Origin of the sequence: Phascolarctobacterium succinatutens CAG:287, from assembly GCF_000434895.1 — a bacterium.
Taxonomy (GTDB): Bacteria; Bacillota; Negativicutes; order Acidaminococcales; family Acidaminococcaceae; genus Phascolarctobacterium_A; species Phascolarctobacterium_A succinatutens_A.
In genome coordinates this window covers 6306-22266 of sequence record NZ_FR892786.1, presented here as the reverse complement: position 1 = coordinate 22266, position 15961 = coordinate 6306, and the positions used below count along the sequence as shown (strand labels likewise).

Annotated in this window: 20 protein-coding genes; 11 read left to right on the top strand and 9 right to left on the bottom strand. The window is 45.9% G+C overall.

Going from position 1 to position 15961, the window contains the following annotated elements; all coding sequences use genetic code 11:
• Positions 1-459: 459 nt before the first annotated feature.
• From BN587_RS04620 to BN587_RS12190, 11 genes are all read left to right on the top strand, one after another.
• Positions 460-642 carry a hypothetical protein gene (locus tag BN587_RS04620; protein ID WP_021719979.1) on the top strand — a complete coding sequence of 61 codons (183 nt, stop codon included), beginning with the start codon at positions 460-462 and terminating at the stop codon, positions 640-642.
• Positions 642-1178: a hypothetical protein gene (locus BN587_RS04615; protein ID WP_021719978.1), complete on the top strand. Its 537-nt coding sequence runs from the start codon at positions 642-644 to the stop codon at positions 1176-1178. The genes BN587_RS04620 and BN587_RS04615 overlap by 1 nt, the downstream gene beginning before the upstream one ends.
• A gap of 56 nt (positions 1179-1234) precedes the next feature.
• Positions 1235-1405, top strand: a complete 171-nt coding sequence (locus tag BN587_RS11845) for a hypothetical protein (RefSeq protein ID WP_303684846.1) — start codon at positions 1235-1237, stop codon at positions 1403-1405.
• The gene (locus BN587_RS04610; protein WP_021719976.1) at positions 1402-1758 is read left to right on the top strand and encodes a YcbK family protein; all 357 of its coding nucleotides are present in this window, start codon (positions 1402-1404) and stop codon (positions 1756-1758) included. Before BN587_RS11845 ends, BN587_RS04610 begins: the two co-directional genes overlap by 4 nt.
• A gap of 56 nt (positions 1759-1814) precedes the next feature.
• Complete coding sequence (gene nrdD, locus BN587_RS04605; protein ID WP_021719975.1) at positions 1815-4001, top strand: anaerobic ribonucleoside-triphosphate reductase; 2187 nt, start codon at positions 1815-1817, stop codon at positions 3999-4001.
• On the top strand, positions 3994-4260 hold the full coding sequence (locus BN587_RS04600) for a hypothetical protein (protein ID WP_021719974.1): 267 nt from the start codon (positions 3994-3996) through the stop codon (positions 4258-4260). The genes nrdD and BN587_RS04600 overlap by 8 nt, the downstream gene beginning before the upstream one ends.
• 140 nt (positions 4261-4400) lie before the next feature.
• Positions 4401-4631 carry a hypothetical protein gene (locus BN587_RS04595; RefSeq protein ID WP_021719973.1) on the top strand — a complete coding sequence of 77 codons (231 nt, stop codon included), beginning with the start codon at positions 4401-4403 and terminating at the stop codon, positions 4629-4631.
• On the top strand, positions 4631-6370 hold the full coding sequence (gene terL / locus BN587_RS04590) for a phage terminase large subunit (protein ID WP_021719972.1): 1740 nt from the start codon (positions 4631-4633) through the stop codon (positions 6368-6370). Before BN587_RS04595 ends, terL begins: the two co-directional genes overlap by 1 nt.
• A 330-nt stretch (positions 6371-6700) precedes the next feature.
• Complete coding sequence (locus BN587_RS04585) at positions 6701-6883, top strand: hypothetical protein (protein ID WP_021719971.1); 183 nt, start codon at positions 6701-6703, stop codon at positions 6881-6883.
• A 205-nt stretch (positions 6884-7088) separates the two neighbouring features.
• Positions 7089-7442, top strand: a complete 354-nt coding sequence (locus BN587_RS11840) for a hypothetical protein (protein WP_303684843.1) — start codon at positions 7089-7091, stop codon at positions 7440-7442.
• Entirely contained in the window at positions 7427-7612 is a 186-nt protein-coding gene (locus BN587_RS12190) for a helix-turn-helix domain-containing protein (protein ID WP_368482938.1), read from the top strand. Before BN587_RS11840 ends, BN587_RS12190 begins: the two co-directional genes overlap by 16 nt.
• A gap of 242 nt (positions 7613-7854) precedes the next feature.
• Here the strand turns inward: BN587_RS12190 and thiE are convergent, their stop codons facing one another.
• The 9 genes from thiE to BN587_RS04540 all read right to left on the bottom strand — a co-directional run.
• Positions 7855-8490, bottom strand: coding sequence for a thiamine phosphate synthase (gene thiE / locus BN587_RS04575; protein ID WP_021719969.1), 636 nt, complete (start codon positions 8488-8490; stop codon positions 7855-7857).
• Positions 8490-9317, bottom strand: coding sequence for a hydroxyethylthiazole kinase (gene thiM, locus BN587_RS04570; protein WP_021719968.1), 828 nt, complete (start codon positions 9315-9317; stop codon positions 8490-8492). Before thiM ends, thiE begins: the two co-directional genes overlap by 1 nt.
• Positions 9317-10120 carry a bifunctional hydroxymethylpyrimidine kinase/phosphomethylpyrimidine kinase gene (gene thiD / locus BN587_RS04565; RefSeq protein ID WP_021719967.1) on the bottom strand — a complete coding sequence of 268 codons (804 nt, stop codon included), beginning with the start codon at positions 10118-10120 and terminating at the stop codon, positions 9317-9319. The genes thiM and thiD overlap by 1 nt, the downstream gene beginning before the upstream one ends.
• A 26-nt stretch (positions 10121-10146) precedes the next feature.
• A complete protein-coding gene (locus tag BN587_RS04560) occupies positions 10147-11106 on the bottom strand; it encodes a ketopantoate reductase family protein (RefSeq protein ID WP_021719966.1) in 960 nt (319 codons plus the stop codon).
• A gap of 240 nt (positions 11107-11346) precedes the next feature.
• A complete protein-coding gene (locus BN587_RS04555) occupies positions 11347-12558 on the bottom strand; it encodes an ATP-binding protein (RefSeq protein WP_021719965.1) in 1212 nt (403 codons plus the stop codon).
• 237 nt (positions 12559-12795) lie between these two features.
• Positions 12796-12933: a hypothetical protein gene (locus BN587_RS11835; protein ID WP_299824223.1), complete on the bottom strand. Its 138-nt coding sequence runs from the start codon at positions 12931-12933 to the stop codon at positions 12796-12798.
• 257 nt (positions 12934-13190) lie between these two features.
• The gene (locus BN587_RS04550) at positions 13191-14015 is read right to left on the bottom strand and encodes an Asp23/Gls24 family envelope stress response protein (protein WP_021719963.1); all 825 of its coding nucleotides are present in this window, start codon (positions 14013-14015) and stop codon (positions 13191-13193) included.
• Positions 14006-14830 carry a PHP domain-containing protein gene (locus BN587_RS04545; RefSeq protein ID WP_021719962.1) on the bottom strand — a complete coding sequence of 275 codons (825 nt, stop codon included), beginning with the start codon at positions 14828-14830 and terminating at the stop codon, positions 14006-14008. Before BN587_RS04545 ends, BN587_RS04550 begins: the two co-directional genes overlap by 10 nt.
• Positions 14830-15961, bottom strand: a 1132-nt coding sequence (locus BN587_RS04540; protein ID WP_303684842.1) for a leucyl aminopeptidase, incomplete at its 5' end; no start/stop codon positions are given. The genes BN587_RS04540 and BN587_RS04545, both read right to left, overlap by 1 nt.

The following is a 15961-nucleotide window of genomic DNA, read 5'->3' as shown; positions in this document are numbered from 1 at the left end:
AGCTCCACATAGCTTATAGAAAAGCTAAAGAAAAAGTGGAAACCGCTACAACCAAAGAAGAAGTTGAAGCTATCAATTTATTTTAATTAAGTAAAAGACAGGGTTGTTGTCTTCCCCTTAGGGGTTTGGGTGGGCAGAAAGGAGTTATCATGGAAAAGAATCGTAAAAGGCTCGTGCTTGGCTTAAGTCCTCTACTCTCACTGAGTACAAGGCTATCACTACCGAAGCCAAGCTCACACCAAGACAACAAGACATACTCGACAAAATCATCATTAGTGACTACTCTCAACAAAAGCTTGCTATGGAGTACCACGAGGATGTGTCTTGTATCAAACGTGCCTTAAGACAAATATATGACAAAGTATATCTTGTCCTTTTCAAGTAACTTTATAGTCATTTAGTTACAACTTTCAATTCCTAAATTCATGTTATCATAATAGCAGGAGGTGACTAGTCACTATGCAATATAACATGAACCAAAACAAACTTATGCAAATGATGATGATGCAAGCCTTGAAACAGGTTTCCCCTGAACTGTTAGCAATGGTTGAGGAGGAAGCTCGTAAGCGTGGCATGTCTGACGAAGACATCAATGCAGGCAAAGCATACATCAACCAAGTTCAAAAAGGAGTTGAAAAGTAATGGAAATGGCTAATGCTGGCGTAGGTCTCGGTGATGCCCTGATGCTCGCCAAACAAGGTTCTAATGGTAATGAGATGTGGAATAACCCCTTTGTATACCTTATCCTCTTAGCTGCCTTTGGTGGCGGCTTTGGCGGTTTTGGTGGCTGGGGTGGTAATGGTTCTGCTTTCCAAGGTGCTGTAACTCGTGCAGAGCTGTCTGAAGGCTTAGACAACCAAGACATCAAAGCTAGTCTGCGTGGTATCCAAAGTGGTATGTGCGACGGCTTCTATACTGTTGGCATGAATGAAAAAGAAACCGGATACAAAGTAGCTAGTGTCGGTGAAAGTATCAATCGTAACATTGATGCCCTGCGCTTTGAGGGTGCTGCAAACACCTGTAAAGTTACCACCGCTATCCATGAGGAAGGCGAGAAAACTCGTGCTCTGATTACCTGCAACACTATGCAAGCTCTGCGTGATAAGCTGGCAGACAAAGATAGAGAACTTCTCTATCTGAAACTTAAACTGCCTGCTACTACCCCTGCTGCTGCATAATGTACCGAGGGTTGGCTGAGAAGCTGACCCTCTTTTATTTTATTATGGAGGATATTATGGACAATGAAATTGTAAAGACAACCCCTCCTATTGGTGTCTCCACCCTATCCCTCATGGGTATCCCCTTATCTGATTGGGTGTATATCGTCACCATTATGTATGTCTTGATTCAAATTTGGGTCTTGCTGTATAAGACCTTTTTCAAAAAGGAGGAATGTAATAAGTGAAATTATCTGCTCATTTTGATTCTAGTGAATTTGCCTGTAAATGTGGCTGTGGTGGTCTCCACAATGGTGCTGACATCAACCCACGGCTTGTACAGGTATTAGAGCGTATGCGTGCTATCATCGGTAAGCCTTTAGTGCTGTCCTGTGGTTATCGTTGCCCTGCCCACAATGCTGAGGTAGGTGGTGTGTCTAACAGCCAGCATATCTATGGAACTGCTGCAGATGTGCAATGCCCTGATGGTGTTATGTTGCAGACTTTGTATGATGCTGCGGTAACTGCTGGTGCTGATGGTATTGGTATTTATAGCTGGGGTGTCCATGTGGATGTCCGTGGTTATATGGCACGTTGGTAAGATTTACGAGGGAGCTTAGTCTCCCTCTTTTATTTTTAAAGGAGGTCTGTATCAATTTGAAAATTAAGAAACGTGATGGGTCTCTCGTAGACTTTAATAAAGAGAAAATTATTAATGCCATCTCTAAGGCAGGCTATGTTGATGAAGACACAAAAGAGCAGATTGCACAGGATATTGAAGGATTATGTCGCTATTTCTATGGGGATAGCTATGAGTGTGCTATGGGTGTAGAAGATATTCAAGATTATGTTGAGCATGATTTAATGTTGCGCCATTATGCTGATGTTGCTCGTGAATATATCCGCTATCGCTATAAACGTGAGCTTATCCGTAATACCAAAGGTGCTTTGAGTGAAGTGCTTGATATTGTCAACCTCAGCAACCAAGATGTGAATGAGGAAAACTCTAATAAGAACCCTGTTATTTTGTCTACCCAACGTGACTATATGGCAGGTATGGTCTCTAAGGAACTCTCTGAAAAGCTGTTGTTCCCTCCGGATGTAATGAAGGCACATAAAGAAGGTATCATCCATGTACATGATATGGACTATGCTATCCAAAAGATGTACAACTGCGCCCTGTTAGACATGGAAGATATGCTTCAAAATGGTACTGTAATCAATGGTACGATGATTGAAAAGCCACATAGCTTTGCTACTGCTTGCAATATTGCTACTCAGATTATGGCACAGGTTGCTTCTAATCAATATGGTGGTCAAAGTGTGTCGGTAGCACATTTAGCTCCATTTGTCAATACTTCAAGACAAAAAATTAAAGAAGAAGTTAAGCAGGAGCTAGAAGATATTCAGGCTGAGTATTGTGAGACAGACCTAGACTATATCACAGAAAAGCGACTGAAAGCTGAAATCACTAAGGGTGTACAGACAATGCAATATCAGATTAATACCCTTATGACATCCAATGGTCAGACACCTTTTGTTACCTTATTCCTATACCTCAATGAAGCTAAGAATGAGCAGGAAAAGAAAGACCTCGCTATGGTTATTGAGGAAATCATTCGCCAACGCTATCAGGGTGTCAAGAATGAAAAGGGTGCATGGATTGCTGCTGCCTTTCCTAAGCTAATTTATGTCTTAGAGGAAGACAACATCCGTAAAGGTACTCCCTATTATTACCTTACAGAGATGTGTGCTAAATGCACTGCTAAGCGTATGCAGCCTGACTATTTGTCTGAGAAGATTATGCTGAAGAATAAGAAGACCGAAGATGGTGTGGGGCATTGCTACCCTCCTATGGGATGCAGAAGCTTCTTGACACCCTATCTTGACGAAAATGGTAAAGCTAAATTCTATGGTCGCTTCAATCAGGGTGTAGTTACTATCAACCTTGTGGATGTAGCGTTGTCTGCTAATAAAGACAAAAATAAGTTTTGGTCTATTCTTGATGAGCGTCTAGAGTTGTGCCACAGAGCCTTGCGTGTAAGACACCAAAATCTTAAAGGTACAATCTCCAATGTCTCTCCTATCCATTGGCAGTATGGTGCTATTGCTCGCCTGCAGAAGGGTGAGAAGATTGATAAATTATTGGAGAATGGGTACTCCACTATCTCCCTTGGTTATGCAGGTCTCTATGAGTGCTGCATGGCAATGTTCGGTAAATCCCATACTGACCCGGCTGTGAACCCCTTTGCACTCGCTATCATGCAACACCTTAATGATAAGTGTGCTGAATGGAAAGCTAAGGAGCACTTAGGATATAGTGTCTATGGTACTCCTATGGAGACCACTACATATAAATTTGCTAAGTGTCTTCGTAACCGCTTTGGGGTGATAAAAGAAGTCACTGACCATGACTACATCACCAATAGCTACCATGTGAATGTACGTGAGCCTATTGACCCCTTCACCAAGCTTCAGTTTGAATCTAAGTTTCAACTACTCAGTCCGGGTGGTGCTATCAGTTATATTGAGTGTGCTGATATGACCAAAAACATTGATGCGGTTATGACTGTTATTCAGTTTATCTATGACAACATTATGTATGCAGAGCTGAATACCAAGAGTGACTATTGTCAGGTCTGTGGATATGATGGTGAGATTAAGATTGTCACAGATAATGGTAGATTGGAGTGGCAATGTCCGAATTGTGGCAATAGAGACAAAACCAAGATGAACGTGACACGTAGAACCTGTGGATATTTAGGCAGTCAGTTTTGGAATCAAGGGCGTACTGAGGAGATTAGAGACCGCTTTATCCATTTAGGAGGTGACTTCCGTGGCTAAAAAGGTGTATATCACTGATATTAAGAACCCTTCACTCACTCGTGCTATTCGTTTAAAATGCATGGACTGTGCAGGTACTTCTGATAACATCCGAGATTGTCATATCTGCAAGTGTCCTCTGTGGGCTTTCCGTTTCGGTAAAGGAACTGCTGCTGCTATTCGTACCCTATCCAAGACATATGATGTTTGTCTTGTCGATACAACTAAAACAGATTACATTGAAGAATTAAAAGGTAAGAAGTTAAAACGCCCTCAGTAACGCCTGAGAGCCTATCTGAACATTTTAATTTTCTTGCCTATGTGATTATACCTATGGGAGTGTTGCATTGCTCAAATGGCACTCCCAGCCCCTCTCAATCATGTGAGAATTGATTTATGAATACAAAGGAGTGATAAACTATGCAGATAGATGAGAAACTACTTGATAAGCTTGCTATAGGTGAAGTCAATGCCCTTTTAGAGGGTCTTGATGACCCGGAGCTACGTCGCAACCCTGCTTTTCTTGCTAAGGTGCGTGAGTTCTTAAAGCAAAATAAATTACAGACTACCCCCGAAACCCAAGGGGTACAAAAGATTCAGAAGGTAGTGGAAGAGATTCCTACCTTTGATTTGGATGGGCAGGTGAGCTGATGTCTGAATGGACAGATGAACAGGTTGCCAAAGCTAAGGAGGACTTTAGGGTCTTCCTTTTTATTGTTTGGAAAATGATAGGTCTCCCACCACCTACCCCTATCCAATACGCTATTGCTAATTATCTGCAACATTCCCCTAGTGACCGCACTATTTTGGAGGGATTCCGTGGTGTCGCTAAGAGTTTCATTACCTGTGCTTTTGCTGTGTGGTCTTTATGGCGTAACCCCCAAATTAAAGTAGAAATTGTGTCTGCTGGTAAAGACAGGGCAGATGCTAATGCTATCTTTGTTAAGCGCATTATTATGACATTACCTTTTCTTGCTCACTTAAAACCGGATACATCCAAAGGTAATAGAGACACAATGAACTTGTTTGATGTCGCCCCTGCTGTTCCTGACATCTCCCCCTCTGTAAAGTCTGTAGGTATCTATGGTCAGATTACAGGCTCTCGTGCTGACCTGCTAATTGCTGATGATATTGAGATTCCCTCTAATTCAGGCACACAGGTGCAGCGTGATAAATTAAGTGAAGCTGTAAAGGAGTTTGATTCCATTATCAAACCACAGGGGCACATTATATATTTAGGTACGCCTCAGTCAGAGCAGTCTTTATACAATGAACTGCAAAATCGTGGTTACACCTGTGTAATCTTCCCTGTTATTTATCCTGAAACACAGAAAATGCGAGCCAACTATGGTAACCGCTTACATCCCTTTATTGCAGATGCTCTTGATAAAGACCCCTCATTAGCAGGTAAACCCACTGACCCCTTGCGCTTCAATGAAGAAGAGATTTTTAAGCGCAGATTGTCTTATGGTAAAGCAGGTTTTACCTTACAATTCCTCTTAGACACTAGTCTCTCTGATGCTGAAAAATATCCTCTCAAAGTAGCTGACTTTATTGTAGCTGACCTTGATATGGATGAAGCATCCCTGAAGTGGTCATGGGCAAGTGGCTATGAACAGCGACTAAAGGATGTACCCTGTACTGCCCTTAAAGGTGACTTCTTCTATGCCCCTTTTGACAGGTCTAAAGAAACTGCTAAATATACAGGTACTGTAATGGCTATTGACCCCTCCGGACGTGGTGCGGATGAACTTGCCTATGCTGTTATCAAGATTCTCAATGGTTACCTTTTCCTCATGGAAGTTGGTGGCTATCGTGATGGCTATGGTGATGATACCCTCAACATCCTAGCTAATAAGTGTAAGTTTTGGGGTGTGAATGATGTTGTCTCTGAAGCTAACTTTGGTGATGGTATGTGGGGGCAGCTCTTTAAACCTGTGCTGAATAAAGTTCACCCTTGCACCTACACAGAAGTCAAGAACAACAAGCAGAAAGAAGCTCGTATTATTGATACACTTGAACCTGTTATGATGCGTCATAAGCTCATTGTCAACACCTCTGTTATCTATGATGATTATAAGGTATATGAGAATGACCAAAAGTATTCTTTAATCTATCAGCTCACAAGGCTCACTAGAGATAAAGGTGCACTTGCCCATGATGATAGGCTTGATGCTGTAACCATGGCTGTTGCCTTTTGGTTAGAAAGCTTAGACAGGGATGCTCAACAGGGCATTGATGAACTTGAAGAAGAACAGCTTATGAAATGGTGGGATTCTGACTTTGGTGTCTTACACAAAGAATATAATCCTGAGCTTGTTCCGGAACGCTATAGAAAAAGACAACCACAATTTGGGGATGCTACTGTGGTTGATAACTTTTATAGCTAATGGGTCATATAAACCTGTGAAACTAATGGGTCACATACTCGATAAGAGTAGGAAAGGGACATTATATATACCTATAGATAACTATAGATAACTATAGATACCTTATAGTTACTATAGATACCATATGACCTTATATGATTCCATATGTAACCCTTAGATACCCTTGGTTCTATAGATACTATAGATACCTAAGGGTAATTGTTATTATTACTAATAAACCTAATTAATAGATACTTATAGATACCCTAAGGTTTCCTATACCTCCTAAGGATTCCTTAGGGTATTTTTTATTATTACCTTAAATAACCTTCTTAAAGGAGACTATATATCATGAAAGAAACCTTAATGAAACTAAAGACCTTCTTCCTCTATGGTCTTTTAATATCCATCCCCCTGTTTGTCTTCTTGTGGTTCGTGGATACGCTATCCTCATCGTTCAATCCCGAATATAGACCACTCCTTGGCTTCTTGCAGATTGCAAACAGTCTGCTGCAAACCATTATAGGTATGTAATGCTATGTTTACCACGAGAACTAAGAATATAATCGCTCTTTTACTGAGCTTTGCTATTGGAGCTGGTTGCTGCTACTTATATCTAAGAGGAGACAACAAAGCTTCAGAACCCCTTCAGTCCAGCTCAGATTCCAAGGGTGGACTTTTGTCTACCACAGGAATCCATGCTGAGACCAAAGACAACCCCAAAGAAGAGGACTTGGTGTTGTCTAACAAATACGTCGCTGTTATTAATGGCGAGAAAGTGAGTGTGCCGATTGTTAAAAGAACTGCTGGTACTATTAATCAACCTGATAGCACTAGTGGCTCTGCTAATGATGCATCACCGGGAGTAAAGGCTACTGTAGAACAGACTGTAGACCTCACTCCTGTGTTGTCTAAACTGCGCCCCTCTTGGGAGCTGGGTGCTGGTGTGTCTTATGTAAATGAACGTGCATATGTTCCTATCTCTATCCAAAGGAACTATCAGGCTGATAAAGCACTAGAGCTTACTGTACTTGTAGATACAGATGGTAAAGCTAAGGGTGCTATGGTACAACACAAATGGCTGATAAAGTAAATCTTATAACTGCCCAAGAAGCAGCTAAGATTCTAAGACAAAATAAACCCGACAAGATTTACCTGCTAGTGAGGTCTAAATGCTTGTCGGGTTTCAAATGTGGCAAAAGGTGGCTTATAGATGAGGATAGTGTCTATAAGTACATCAATAGGTGTCTTCTGAATCAATAGTGACCAAAATAGTGACCATGATTTGAAGAATGGCTTAACCATGAGTTTTACAGGCTCTAATGAAAATATTTTAACACACTTCGGCGTTTTATCCAATATGGATAGCGATAAATCTAGACAAATTGGTGAACATTTTTTAGTTTTAGTTAAAAATAATTCGGAAAATCAGCTTTAATGCAAAAATGGCCACCCTAAAAGATGACCATAATTTTATTGAACAAGAATGTTTGTGATAACGTTTGTTATTTGGCAAACTCTTCGCTTACCTTGGCAATCGCTTCTACCGTAGCGCTGATATCTGGCTGAGCCAGAATGCCGCTGACTATGGCTGCGCCGTCAGCGCCTGCCGCGCGCACCTCGCGGTAATTGTCCGCAGTTACGCCGCCGATGCCGACAACAGGCAGGCCCTTCTCCCTGCAGATAGCCATAAGTCCTTCCGTACCCAGCTTTTTGACGTCCGCCTTGGTAGCAGTGCCGAAGACAGCGCCGCAGCCAAGGTAATCCGCACCGCTTTGCAATGCCGCTTTAGCCTCCGCCGGATTGTGCGCCGAAACGCCGATGATGTAATCCTCGCCCAGAAGCTTGCGTGCCGCAGCGCAGGGAAGGTCGTCCTGTCCCAAATGTACGCCTGCTGCGCCCACTGCCATGGCGATATCCAGACGATCGTTGATAATCAGCGGCACCTTAAAGCTGTCGCACAGTGCTTTCAGCTGCAGCGCTTCGGCGTACATCTCCGCGCTGGATGCTGTCTTGGCGCGGTACTGCACCAGCGTCACGCCGCCTTCAAGCGCCTCGCGCACACAGTCTATAAGCGCCCTGCCCTGCAGGCAGCTTTCGTCCGTAACTAGATAAATACTGTAATCAGGCTGTGCTTTCATCAGGACACCTTTTCCTCCGGCTTCAGGTTCACCAGATTCCACTTCGTAGTTACATGATAAATAGCGTCAATCAGGCGCACCTTGAACATGCCGGGGCCGTCCTTCTTCTCAAGGAAGTTGGCTGCCAGCTCGGCGCTCTGGCCCATGATTACTACGCCCAGTGCTGCCGCAACAAGCATATCCTTGGTAATAGCGGCGCAGCAAGCAACTAAGGTAGTAGTCATGCAGCCGCTGCCGGTAATATCCTGCAGCAGCGGGTGACCGTTGTTCAGCACAACAGCCTGCTTGCCGTTGCTGATGTTGTCAATCGGGCCGGTGACAGCAAATACGCAACCGAATTTGGCAGCAGCATCCTTGGCGGTGCGCAGTGCTTCGCCTTCTTCGGTGCCCTGCTCCATGTTGTCCACACCACGGCCGCCAGTTGCACCCAGCAGCAGTGCCTGACATTCGCTGTGGTTGCCGCGCACGATGTCAATATAGCCTGCGTTCAGCAGCTTCAGCGCGAAGTTCAAGCGTACGGTAGAAGCCATTACGCCCACCGGGTCCAGCACAACAGGGATGCCTTTGGTTTTGGCAGCCTGCGCCGCACGCTCCATAGCTATTTGCTTATTGAAGCTCAGTGTACCGAGATTCAGCACCAGTGCGTCGGCACCGGCAGTAATTTGTACAACCTCCTCCGGCCCATCGGCCATCACAGGAGAAGCACCTGCTGCCAATGCAGCATCTGCACAGCTTTCCGCCGTAACATAATTAGTAATTTCGTGGATGACAGGTCTTGCCTTACGCAGCTTGTCAACCAGCTCGCCAAAAGTATTTTTTAAATCCATTAGTCTAAGATACCAGCCTTTCTGTATAAATCAACAAAATGATGCGTCGGTCCGCAGCCGCTGCCAAGCTCAATGCCATGCTCAATGGCTTCGGTAACGTAGGCCTTGGAGGCGCGTACCGCATCCGTCAGCTCTAGTCCCTTGGCCAGATTTGCCGCCAGACTGCTCGAGAGCGTGCAGCCTGTGCCATGCGTATTCTGCGTAGGGATGCGCTTGCCGGGGAACCATGTCTCCGTGCTGCCGTCAAACAGCAAATCATCCGCTGTATCGCTCAAATGACCGCCCTTCACGAGCACAGCCTTCGCACCCAGAGCAATAATTTTTTCCGCTACAGCGCGCATCTGCGCCTTTTCCGTAACCTGCATACCGGTAATCGCCTCTGCTTCCGGCAGGTTGGGCGTAACCAGTGTAGCCAACGGCAGCAGCTCCTTAATCAGCGTTTCGCAGGCCTCCGGTGCCAGCAGCGGATAACCGCTTTTGGAAATCATCACCGGGTCCACCACGATAATGCGTGGCTGATAACGGCGCAGGCAGGCGGCAATCGTGCGGATAATCTCCGGCTGCGATACCATGCCTATTTTCACTGCGTCCACACGGATATCATCAAAAACGGCAGCAATCTGTGCTTCGACGATATCACAGTCAATATTTTGTACTGCGGTAACACCACAGGTATTTTGTGCCGTAACGGCGGTAATGACGCTCATACCGAAGGTGCCATGAGCGGCAAAGGTCTTTAAATCGGCCTGGATTCCTGCGCCGCCGCTGGAATCACTGCCTGCAATCGTCAGCAAATTCTTCATCTGCAAAAGCCTCCTTTTAGGCGCACTTAGCGTGAGAAGGTAGTTTCTTTATTCTGGCCTGTGTAATCGAACAGACCGTCGTTCTTTTCCTCTAACGCTTTGATAATATGGTAGGTATATTCGTTGTAGGGAGTGGGAATCCCCAGCTCCTTACCCATCGCCATCAGAGCACCGGAGAACATATCAATCTCGGTGTGTCTGCCTGCGTCCAGATCCTGCAGCGTGGAATAGCGCACAGATGGCGGAACGGCACTGCCACGGTCGGAGCTTGCGGGACATTTGCTCATATCAATGCCCTTGGCGGCGGCGATAGCCTCCAGCTCACGGCGCAGACCTTCCTTAATAGCACGCATATGCTCGCTGTCCTGATAGCAGCCAAGACCTGCGCCAATAACAGCCTGCGGCAGATTGTTGCAGACGTTCAGGCGGAACTTGCACCAGATTTCTTCATTAATGCAATCCGTATGGCGGATATGGATATCGGCGCTGCGCATAAGCGCTTCAATCGCCAGCACACGCTCACTCTCAAACGGTGCCTGCGCTTCGCCGAAAACAATACCGATAGTCTTTTCCGGGTTGAAACGCACGCCGTTGCCATCGTGACGCGACGCAATCTTGATCAGTGCAGGCAGAATCTGCTTGCTGTCGACAGCACCGGCAATAATCTCCTCGCTGTCAACGCCGTTCATCAGGCTCATGACAGTAGTATGGGGGCCTACTGCCTCGCGAATGCCTGCCAACGCGCCGGGCAGAGCGCCGTATTTTAAAGCGACAATCAAAAAATCTACGCCCTTGGCCTCCTGCGGGCTCAACACTTGCGGATGATAGGTAACGTTGTTGATGCTGCAGCCCTCGTCACGTAAACGCGCAGCACGGCTGCCCTCGGCGATAATGCCGAATCTGATATCGGGGAGCTTGCTCAGTCCCCAGATTATATAAGAGCCTACGGCTCCTGCTCCCAAAAGAGCGACAGATTTTATCTCCATGCTTATCACTCCTTATTGCTGGCAAATAAGCGCTGCAGGCCGAAGCGGAATTTATTCCGCTGAGGCTGTAACGCTCATTGCAGTAAAGCTAATTATACATTATATATTATAGCATATCGGGGCGCATAAAAAAACAGCAGCGAAGTGCAAGGCACGAGCTGCTGTGAAAAACGGGTGAAATTATAATATTATGGAAGAAGTTTTTACGCTGTCAGCTTGGAGGCAAGCTTTTTATATCTCTCATTCAAGCAACCATTTTATCAGGTTTTTCTTTTGTATTCCATTATAATTAGCTTCGCCAAAAAGCTCGTCAAGTGTCAAAAGATATTTTGGATAATTATCCTGTACGCTTTGTAGTGGTGCCAACTCTCTTGCTAATGTATCAGGGTTTAACGTAGTGGCAGATATCTGGTAATATTCTGTCTGGTTGTTTTTAATGGCTACAAAGTCAACCTCACCTTTATCAATATCTCCTACATATACCTCATAACCACGTCGCAACAACTCCAGATAGGCAAGATTTTCTATGATATGACCTATATCGCTTTCTTTATTACGTATCAGGATATTGCGCATACCAATATCGACAATATAATATTTAGGCATATTGGTAAGTAGTTGCTTTCCTTTGATGTTAAAGCGCGGAGCTTTATATAAAAACAAAGCATCTACCAACCCCTGCAAATACTTCTCAACAGTCTTGTTGTCTATACTCTTGCCACCGGATTTTAAGGTATTCGCAATTTTGTTTATAGAAACAATATTACCGATATTATCAGCGATAAATTTTGTTACCTTATCTAATGCGTTCACATCAGTAATCTTCAGACGTTTTACTATATCATTGAGAATAATTGTATTATATACATCACGCAGATAATTATAAGCATCACTGTCAAAGCTATTGTAACGTGCCAGAAAAGGAAAGGAACCATAATTCAGGTATAAATTAAACTTTTCCTGTATGCTTATGTCAACATTTTCCGGAGCAAAAGAAGATACAAATTCTTTAAATGACAGCGGCAGCATCTTTAGTTCAACGTATCTGCCGGAAAGAACGGTTGCCAGCTCTCCGGACATAAAATAAGCGTTGGAACCTGTAAGATATATATCGCAATTATCTTTAATGAACAGGCTGTCGACAGCTTTTTGATATTCCGTGCAATGCTGTACCTCATCTAAAAAAATATAGTTTTTGCAGTCCTGCTGCAGGCGGTCATTTATATATTGATACAAAGTATGATAATCCCGTAAGGCTTCAAATTCCATTGCTTCAAAGTTGATGCTGATAATTTGTTTTTCATCTATCCCCTGCTTAAGCAAGTTCTGTTTAAACAGCGTAAACATGGTTGATTTTCCGCAACGGCGTACACCGGATACTACTTTTATGATTTGTTTATCCTGCCAGCGACATAACCAGTCAAGATATTCTTTTCTTGGAATAAGCTGCATAGTTATCACCTCTTACTTATATTGTAAAGCAAACCTGTTATAAACGCAAGAAAACTTGGAACGCATTCCAAGTTTTCTCTGTTTTCACTAAAAGTTTGGAACGGAATCCAAACTTTAGCATTTTTTATATAAAATTAGGATTTGATTCCTGATTTTGAACATAGAAAAAACGGTATATACCTTCGCATGCCGGAAAATAAAAAGCACCCACGTTAGTGAGTGCTCGGTTTTAGTGTTTTACTCCTCATAGTCTTCGTCTTCTTCGTAAGCAGCCTGCTCTCTGCAATCTGCGTAAATAGTATCTTTGTTAGCGTTCACCAAATCCATTATTTTTTTCTTTTCTTCTTCGGAAACGATAATATTGTTTTTCTTCATGTAGTCAATACCGTGAAAAAAGAACATTTAAAAGAATTACGAACAAGCGCTAGTAACAGCAAAGCGACCCGATTAAGAGAGCGTTTTGGTAAAACTTTTTCTCCTGAAAAAGTTTTTGTTTTGCCGCGCTTTACAAAAAGCGCGAACCTTTCTTCCAACTTCTTTCAGTTATGAAAGAAGTTGAATTAACCCAAAGTATCAAAAAACAAAAGCCCCCGCAGGAAACCCTGCGAGGGTAAAACATGCGACAGCTCTATTCACTTCTTCACAGCCAGGCTGCGGATGGAAACATTCACGTTCTTCACCTTCATGGCTGTCATATACTCAATCTTTTCCTTAATCTTCGCCTGGAACTGCTTGGTAACGGCAAAGAGCTTAACGCCGTAATACAACACAACCTCCACGCTGATGACAATGCCCTTGCTGTTGTCACTGCGTCGGCGCACCTTAATCGATGTCACCCGCTCAATTCCCTCCAGCTTACGCCCGATAATGTTGATGATATCCTCCAGCGCACTGTCGGAAATCAGCAGCTTGCCGTAAAAGCTGAACGACGGACGTACAATTGAACGGTCCGCATCCTTCTCCTGCTTGCGCTTGCTGGAAAAAAGGTTGTATGGCAGATCAGCAAAATAGCCTGTAAAATGCGGCTTCAGCTCCACCGTCGGCACCGGTACGATATGCTTGCCCTCCTGCAGACGTGCATGACGTGCCTTCTTGATTTCGGCCTTGCTGGCAATCTGGTTGATATACACCGTCTTGACCGGCTTATCCAGCTGCAGCCTGCCGACAATCTTGTTAATCATATTGTCGGAGGTAGCAATAATCAGCAGACGATGAATGTTGTTAGTGGCCAGCGCCTCACGCACTGCCTGCGCGTGCCCTTCATCTGTGAAGATGGCACGCTTAACGGCCTGTATTCTGTTGTCTTCGTTCTTAGCGGACGTGCCTGCAAGGATTTTGGTACCCTTAATCAGCAGGCCGTCGTCAATAATAGCATCGCAGCGGTTATCAAAGGCCACGCCGATAGCATGATGGCTCTTGCCTGTACCGCTAGGTCCTACAAAAGCAACTACTTCCATTCTATTACACCCTTAACATCATCATATTGCACCTGCCAGATTCCCAGCTTTGTGGGGAAACGGTCAGGGATTCCGTGAAAGTCACTGCCACCGCTTACCAACAGTCCACGCTGCTTGGCCAGCGCCAGCCAATGGGCTTGCGCCTGCGCATCCGCGCTGGGGTGCCACACCTCGATGCCGTCAAACGGTTCGGCAGCAAGCAAACGCTCAGGCAGAGTTTTATCCACCAGCTCCGAGGGATGTGCCAACACAGCGATGCCGCCTGCCTCGTGAATCAGCGTCACTGCCTCCAGCGGAGAAAGCTTGGGTTGCGGCACATACGCCGGTCCGCCGCGGTGCAGCAGTGCGTCGAAAACCTCCTGAACGGTAGCAAAATAGCCCTTCGCCACCAGGGCCTTGGCCACATGCGGACGGCCCACTGCCCTGTTCTTGGGGTCGCAGGCATCTACCTCCACATGGTAGCCTAATTTTTCCAGCTTCTCCAGCATGGCATATAAACGGTGCTCGCGCGCATGGCGCATTTCATCCATCTTCTTATGCAGCGCTTCACAGTCCATGGAAACGTGGTAGCCTAAAATATGCACGGCATCATCCTCGTACTGCGTTCCCAGCTCTACGCCGGTGAGGACGCGGATGCGTCCGCCGTAGCGTTTCGCCGCCTCGCGAGCCTCCGCCATACCGTTCCACGAATCGTGGTCGGTGATGGCTATAACGCTGATGCTTTTAGCTACAGCCTCGTCCACCAGCATGGTCGGCGTGTAGCGTCCGTCGCTGAAGGTGCTGTGCAAATGTAAATCAACAAGCTGCGCAGCCATTACAGCATACCTGCCAGCTTGATAAGCGTCATAGTGCCAAAGGCAGTACCGCCTTTAACCTTGAAGCCCTCCGTCTTGCTTGCGGTGGAGGTGCCGCCGATATCAAGATGCGCCCACGGGATATCCTTGTCGACGAATTCGCCGATGAACAGGCCGCCGGTGATGCAGCCTCCGGCACGTCCTGCACTGTTGAGCAAATCGGCAACGTCGCTCTTGATGGCCTCCTTGCATTCAGGCAGGGAAGGCAGCTGCCAGTAGTTTTCACCGGCCATGCGACCTGCCAGCTTAATCTGCTCCACCAGCTCGTCGTCATTGGCCACAATACCGCTGGTTTCGTTGCCCAGGGCGATGATTACCGCACCAGTGAGCGTTGCTATATCAATAACCTTCTTGGCACCCATTTGGCAGGCATACCAGACTGCATCCGCCAGCACCATGCGTCCTTCCGCATCGGTGGAAACAACCTCGATGGTCTTGCCGTTGGCTGCACGCACGATGTCGCCGGGGCGTTGCGCCTTGCCGTCAGGCATATTTTCCGCGCAGGCAAGTATGCCGATAACATTGCATTTCAGGCCTAAACGTGCGATGGCACGCATAGCGCCGAGCACAGCGCCTGCACCCGTCATGTCGTCCTTCATCTCGCCCATGTTATCGTCAGGCTTAATGGAAACACCGCCGCTGTCGAAGGTGATGCCCTTGCCTACGAAGGCTGTATAGGGAGCGTCACCATTGCCGTTGTAGCGCAAGGCAATCAAACGAGAGGGATTAACACTGCCCTGACCTACTGCCAGCAGTGCGTTCATGCCTCTGTCCTGCATGGCTGCCTCGTCCATGATAGTGATTTCCAACGGCAGCTCCTGTCCCATTTTCAGCGCATCTGCTTCCATGGTCTGCGGAGTTACTACATTGCCCGGGCTATTCACCAGATCACGCGCAAAGCAAACTGCTTCAGCAGAAATTTCAGCAGCCTGCAGCAGCTCGTCAGCCTCCGGCACAGCGCTCAGCACTGTAGCCTCGCACAGCGGTGCCTGCTTTGCTTCGCTCTTGAAGCGGTTGAAGGTGTACGCGCCGAGGTACAGGCCTTCGACGAGCGCCTGCAGGTTTTTGCTGCGTTCGGCGTTCAGCAGGATA

Coding starts and splice junctions, on each gene's coding strand:
- BN587_RS04560 (WP_021719966.1), bottom strand. CDS start 11,106: ATGGAGATAAAATCTGTCGCTCTTTTGGGAGCAGGAGCCGTAGGCTCT.
- BN587_RS12190 (WP_368482938.1), top strand. CDS start 7,427: ATGGCTGATAAAGTAAATCTTATAACTGCCCAAGAAGCAGCTAAGATT.
- BN587_RS11845 (WP_303684846.1), top strand. CDS start 1,235: ATGGACAATGAAATTGTAAAGACAACCCCTCCTATTGGTGTCTCCACC.
- BN587_RS11835 (WP_299824223.1), bottom strand. CDS start 12,933: ATGAAGAAAAACAATATTATCGTTTCCGAAGAAGAAAAGAAAAAAATA.
- thiM (WP_021719968.1), bottom strand. CDS start 9,317: ATGGATTTAAAAAATACTTTTGGCGAGCTGGTTGACAAGCTGCGTAAG.
- thiD (WP_021719967.1), bottom strand. CDS start 10,120: ATGAAGAATTTGCTGACGATTGCAGGCAGTGATTCCAGCGGCGGCGCA.
- BN587_RS04595 (WP_021719973.1), top strand. CDS start 4,401: ATGCAGATAGATGAGAAACTACTTGATAAGCTTGCTATAGGTGAAGTC.
- thiE (WP_021719969.1), bottom strand. CDS start 8,490: ATGAAAGCACAGCCTGATTACAGTATTTATCTAGTTACGGACGAAAGC.
- BN587_RS04545 (WP_021719962.1), bottom strand. CDS start 14,830: ATGGCTGCGCAGCTTGTTGATTTACATTTGCACAGCACCTTCAGCGAC.
- terL (WP_021719972.1), top strand. CDS start 4,631: ATGTCTGAATGGACAGATGAACAGGTTGCCAAAGCTAAGGAGGACTTT.
- BN587_RS04550 (WP_021719963.1), bottom strand. CDS start 14,015: ATGGAAGTAGTTGCTTTTGTAGGACCTAGCGGTACAGGCAAGAGCCAT.
- BN587_RS04615 (WP_021719978.1), top strand. CDS start 642: ATGGAAATGGCTAATGCTGGCGTAGGTCTCGGTGATGCCCTGATGCTC.
- BN587_RS04620 (WP_021719979.1), top strand. CDS start 460: ATGCAATATAACATGAACCAAAACAAACTTATGCAAATGATGATGATG.
- BN587_RS04585 (WP_021719971.1), top strand. CDS start 6,701: ATGAAAGAAACCTTAATGAAACTAAAGACCTTCTTCCTCTATGGTCTT.
- BN587_RS04555 (WP_021719965.1), bottom strand. CDS start 12,558: ATGCAGCTTATTCCAAGAAAAGAATATCTTGACTGGTTATGTCGCTGG.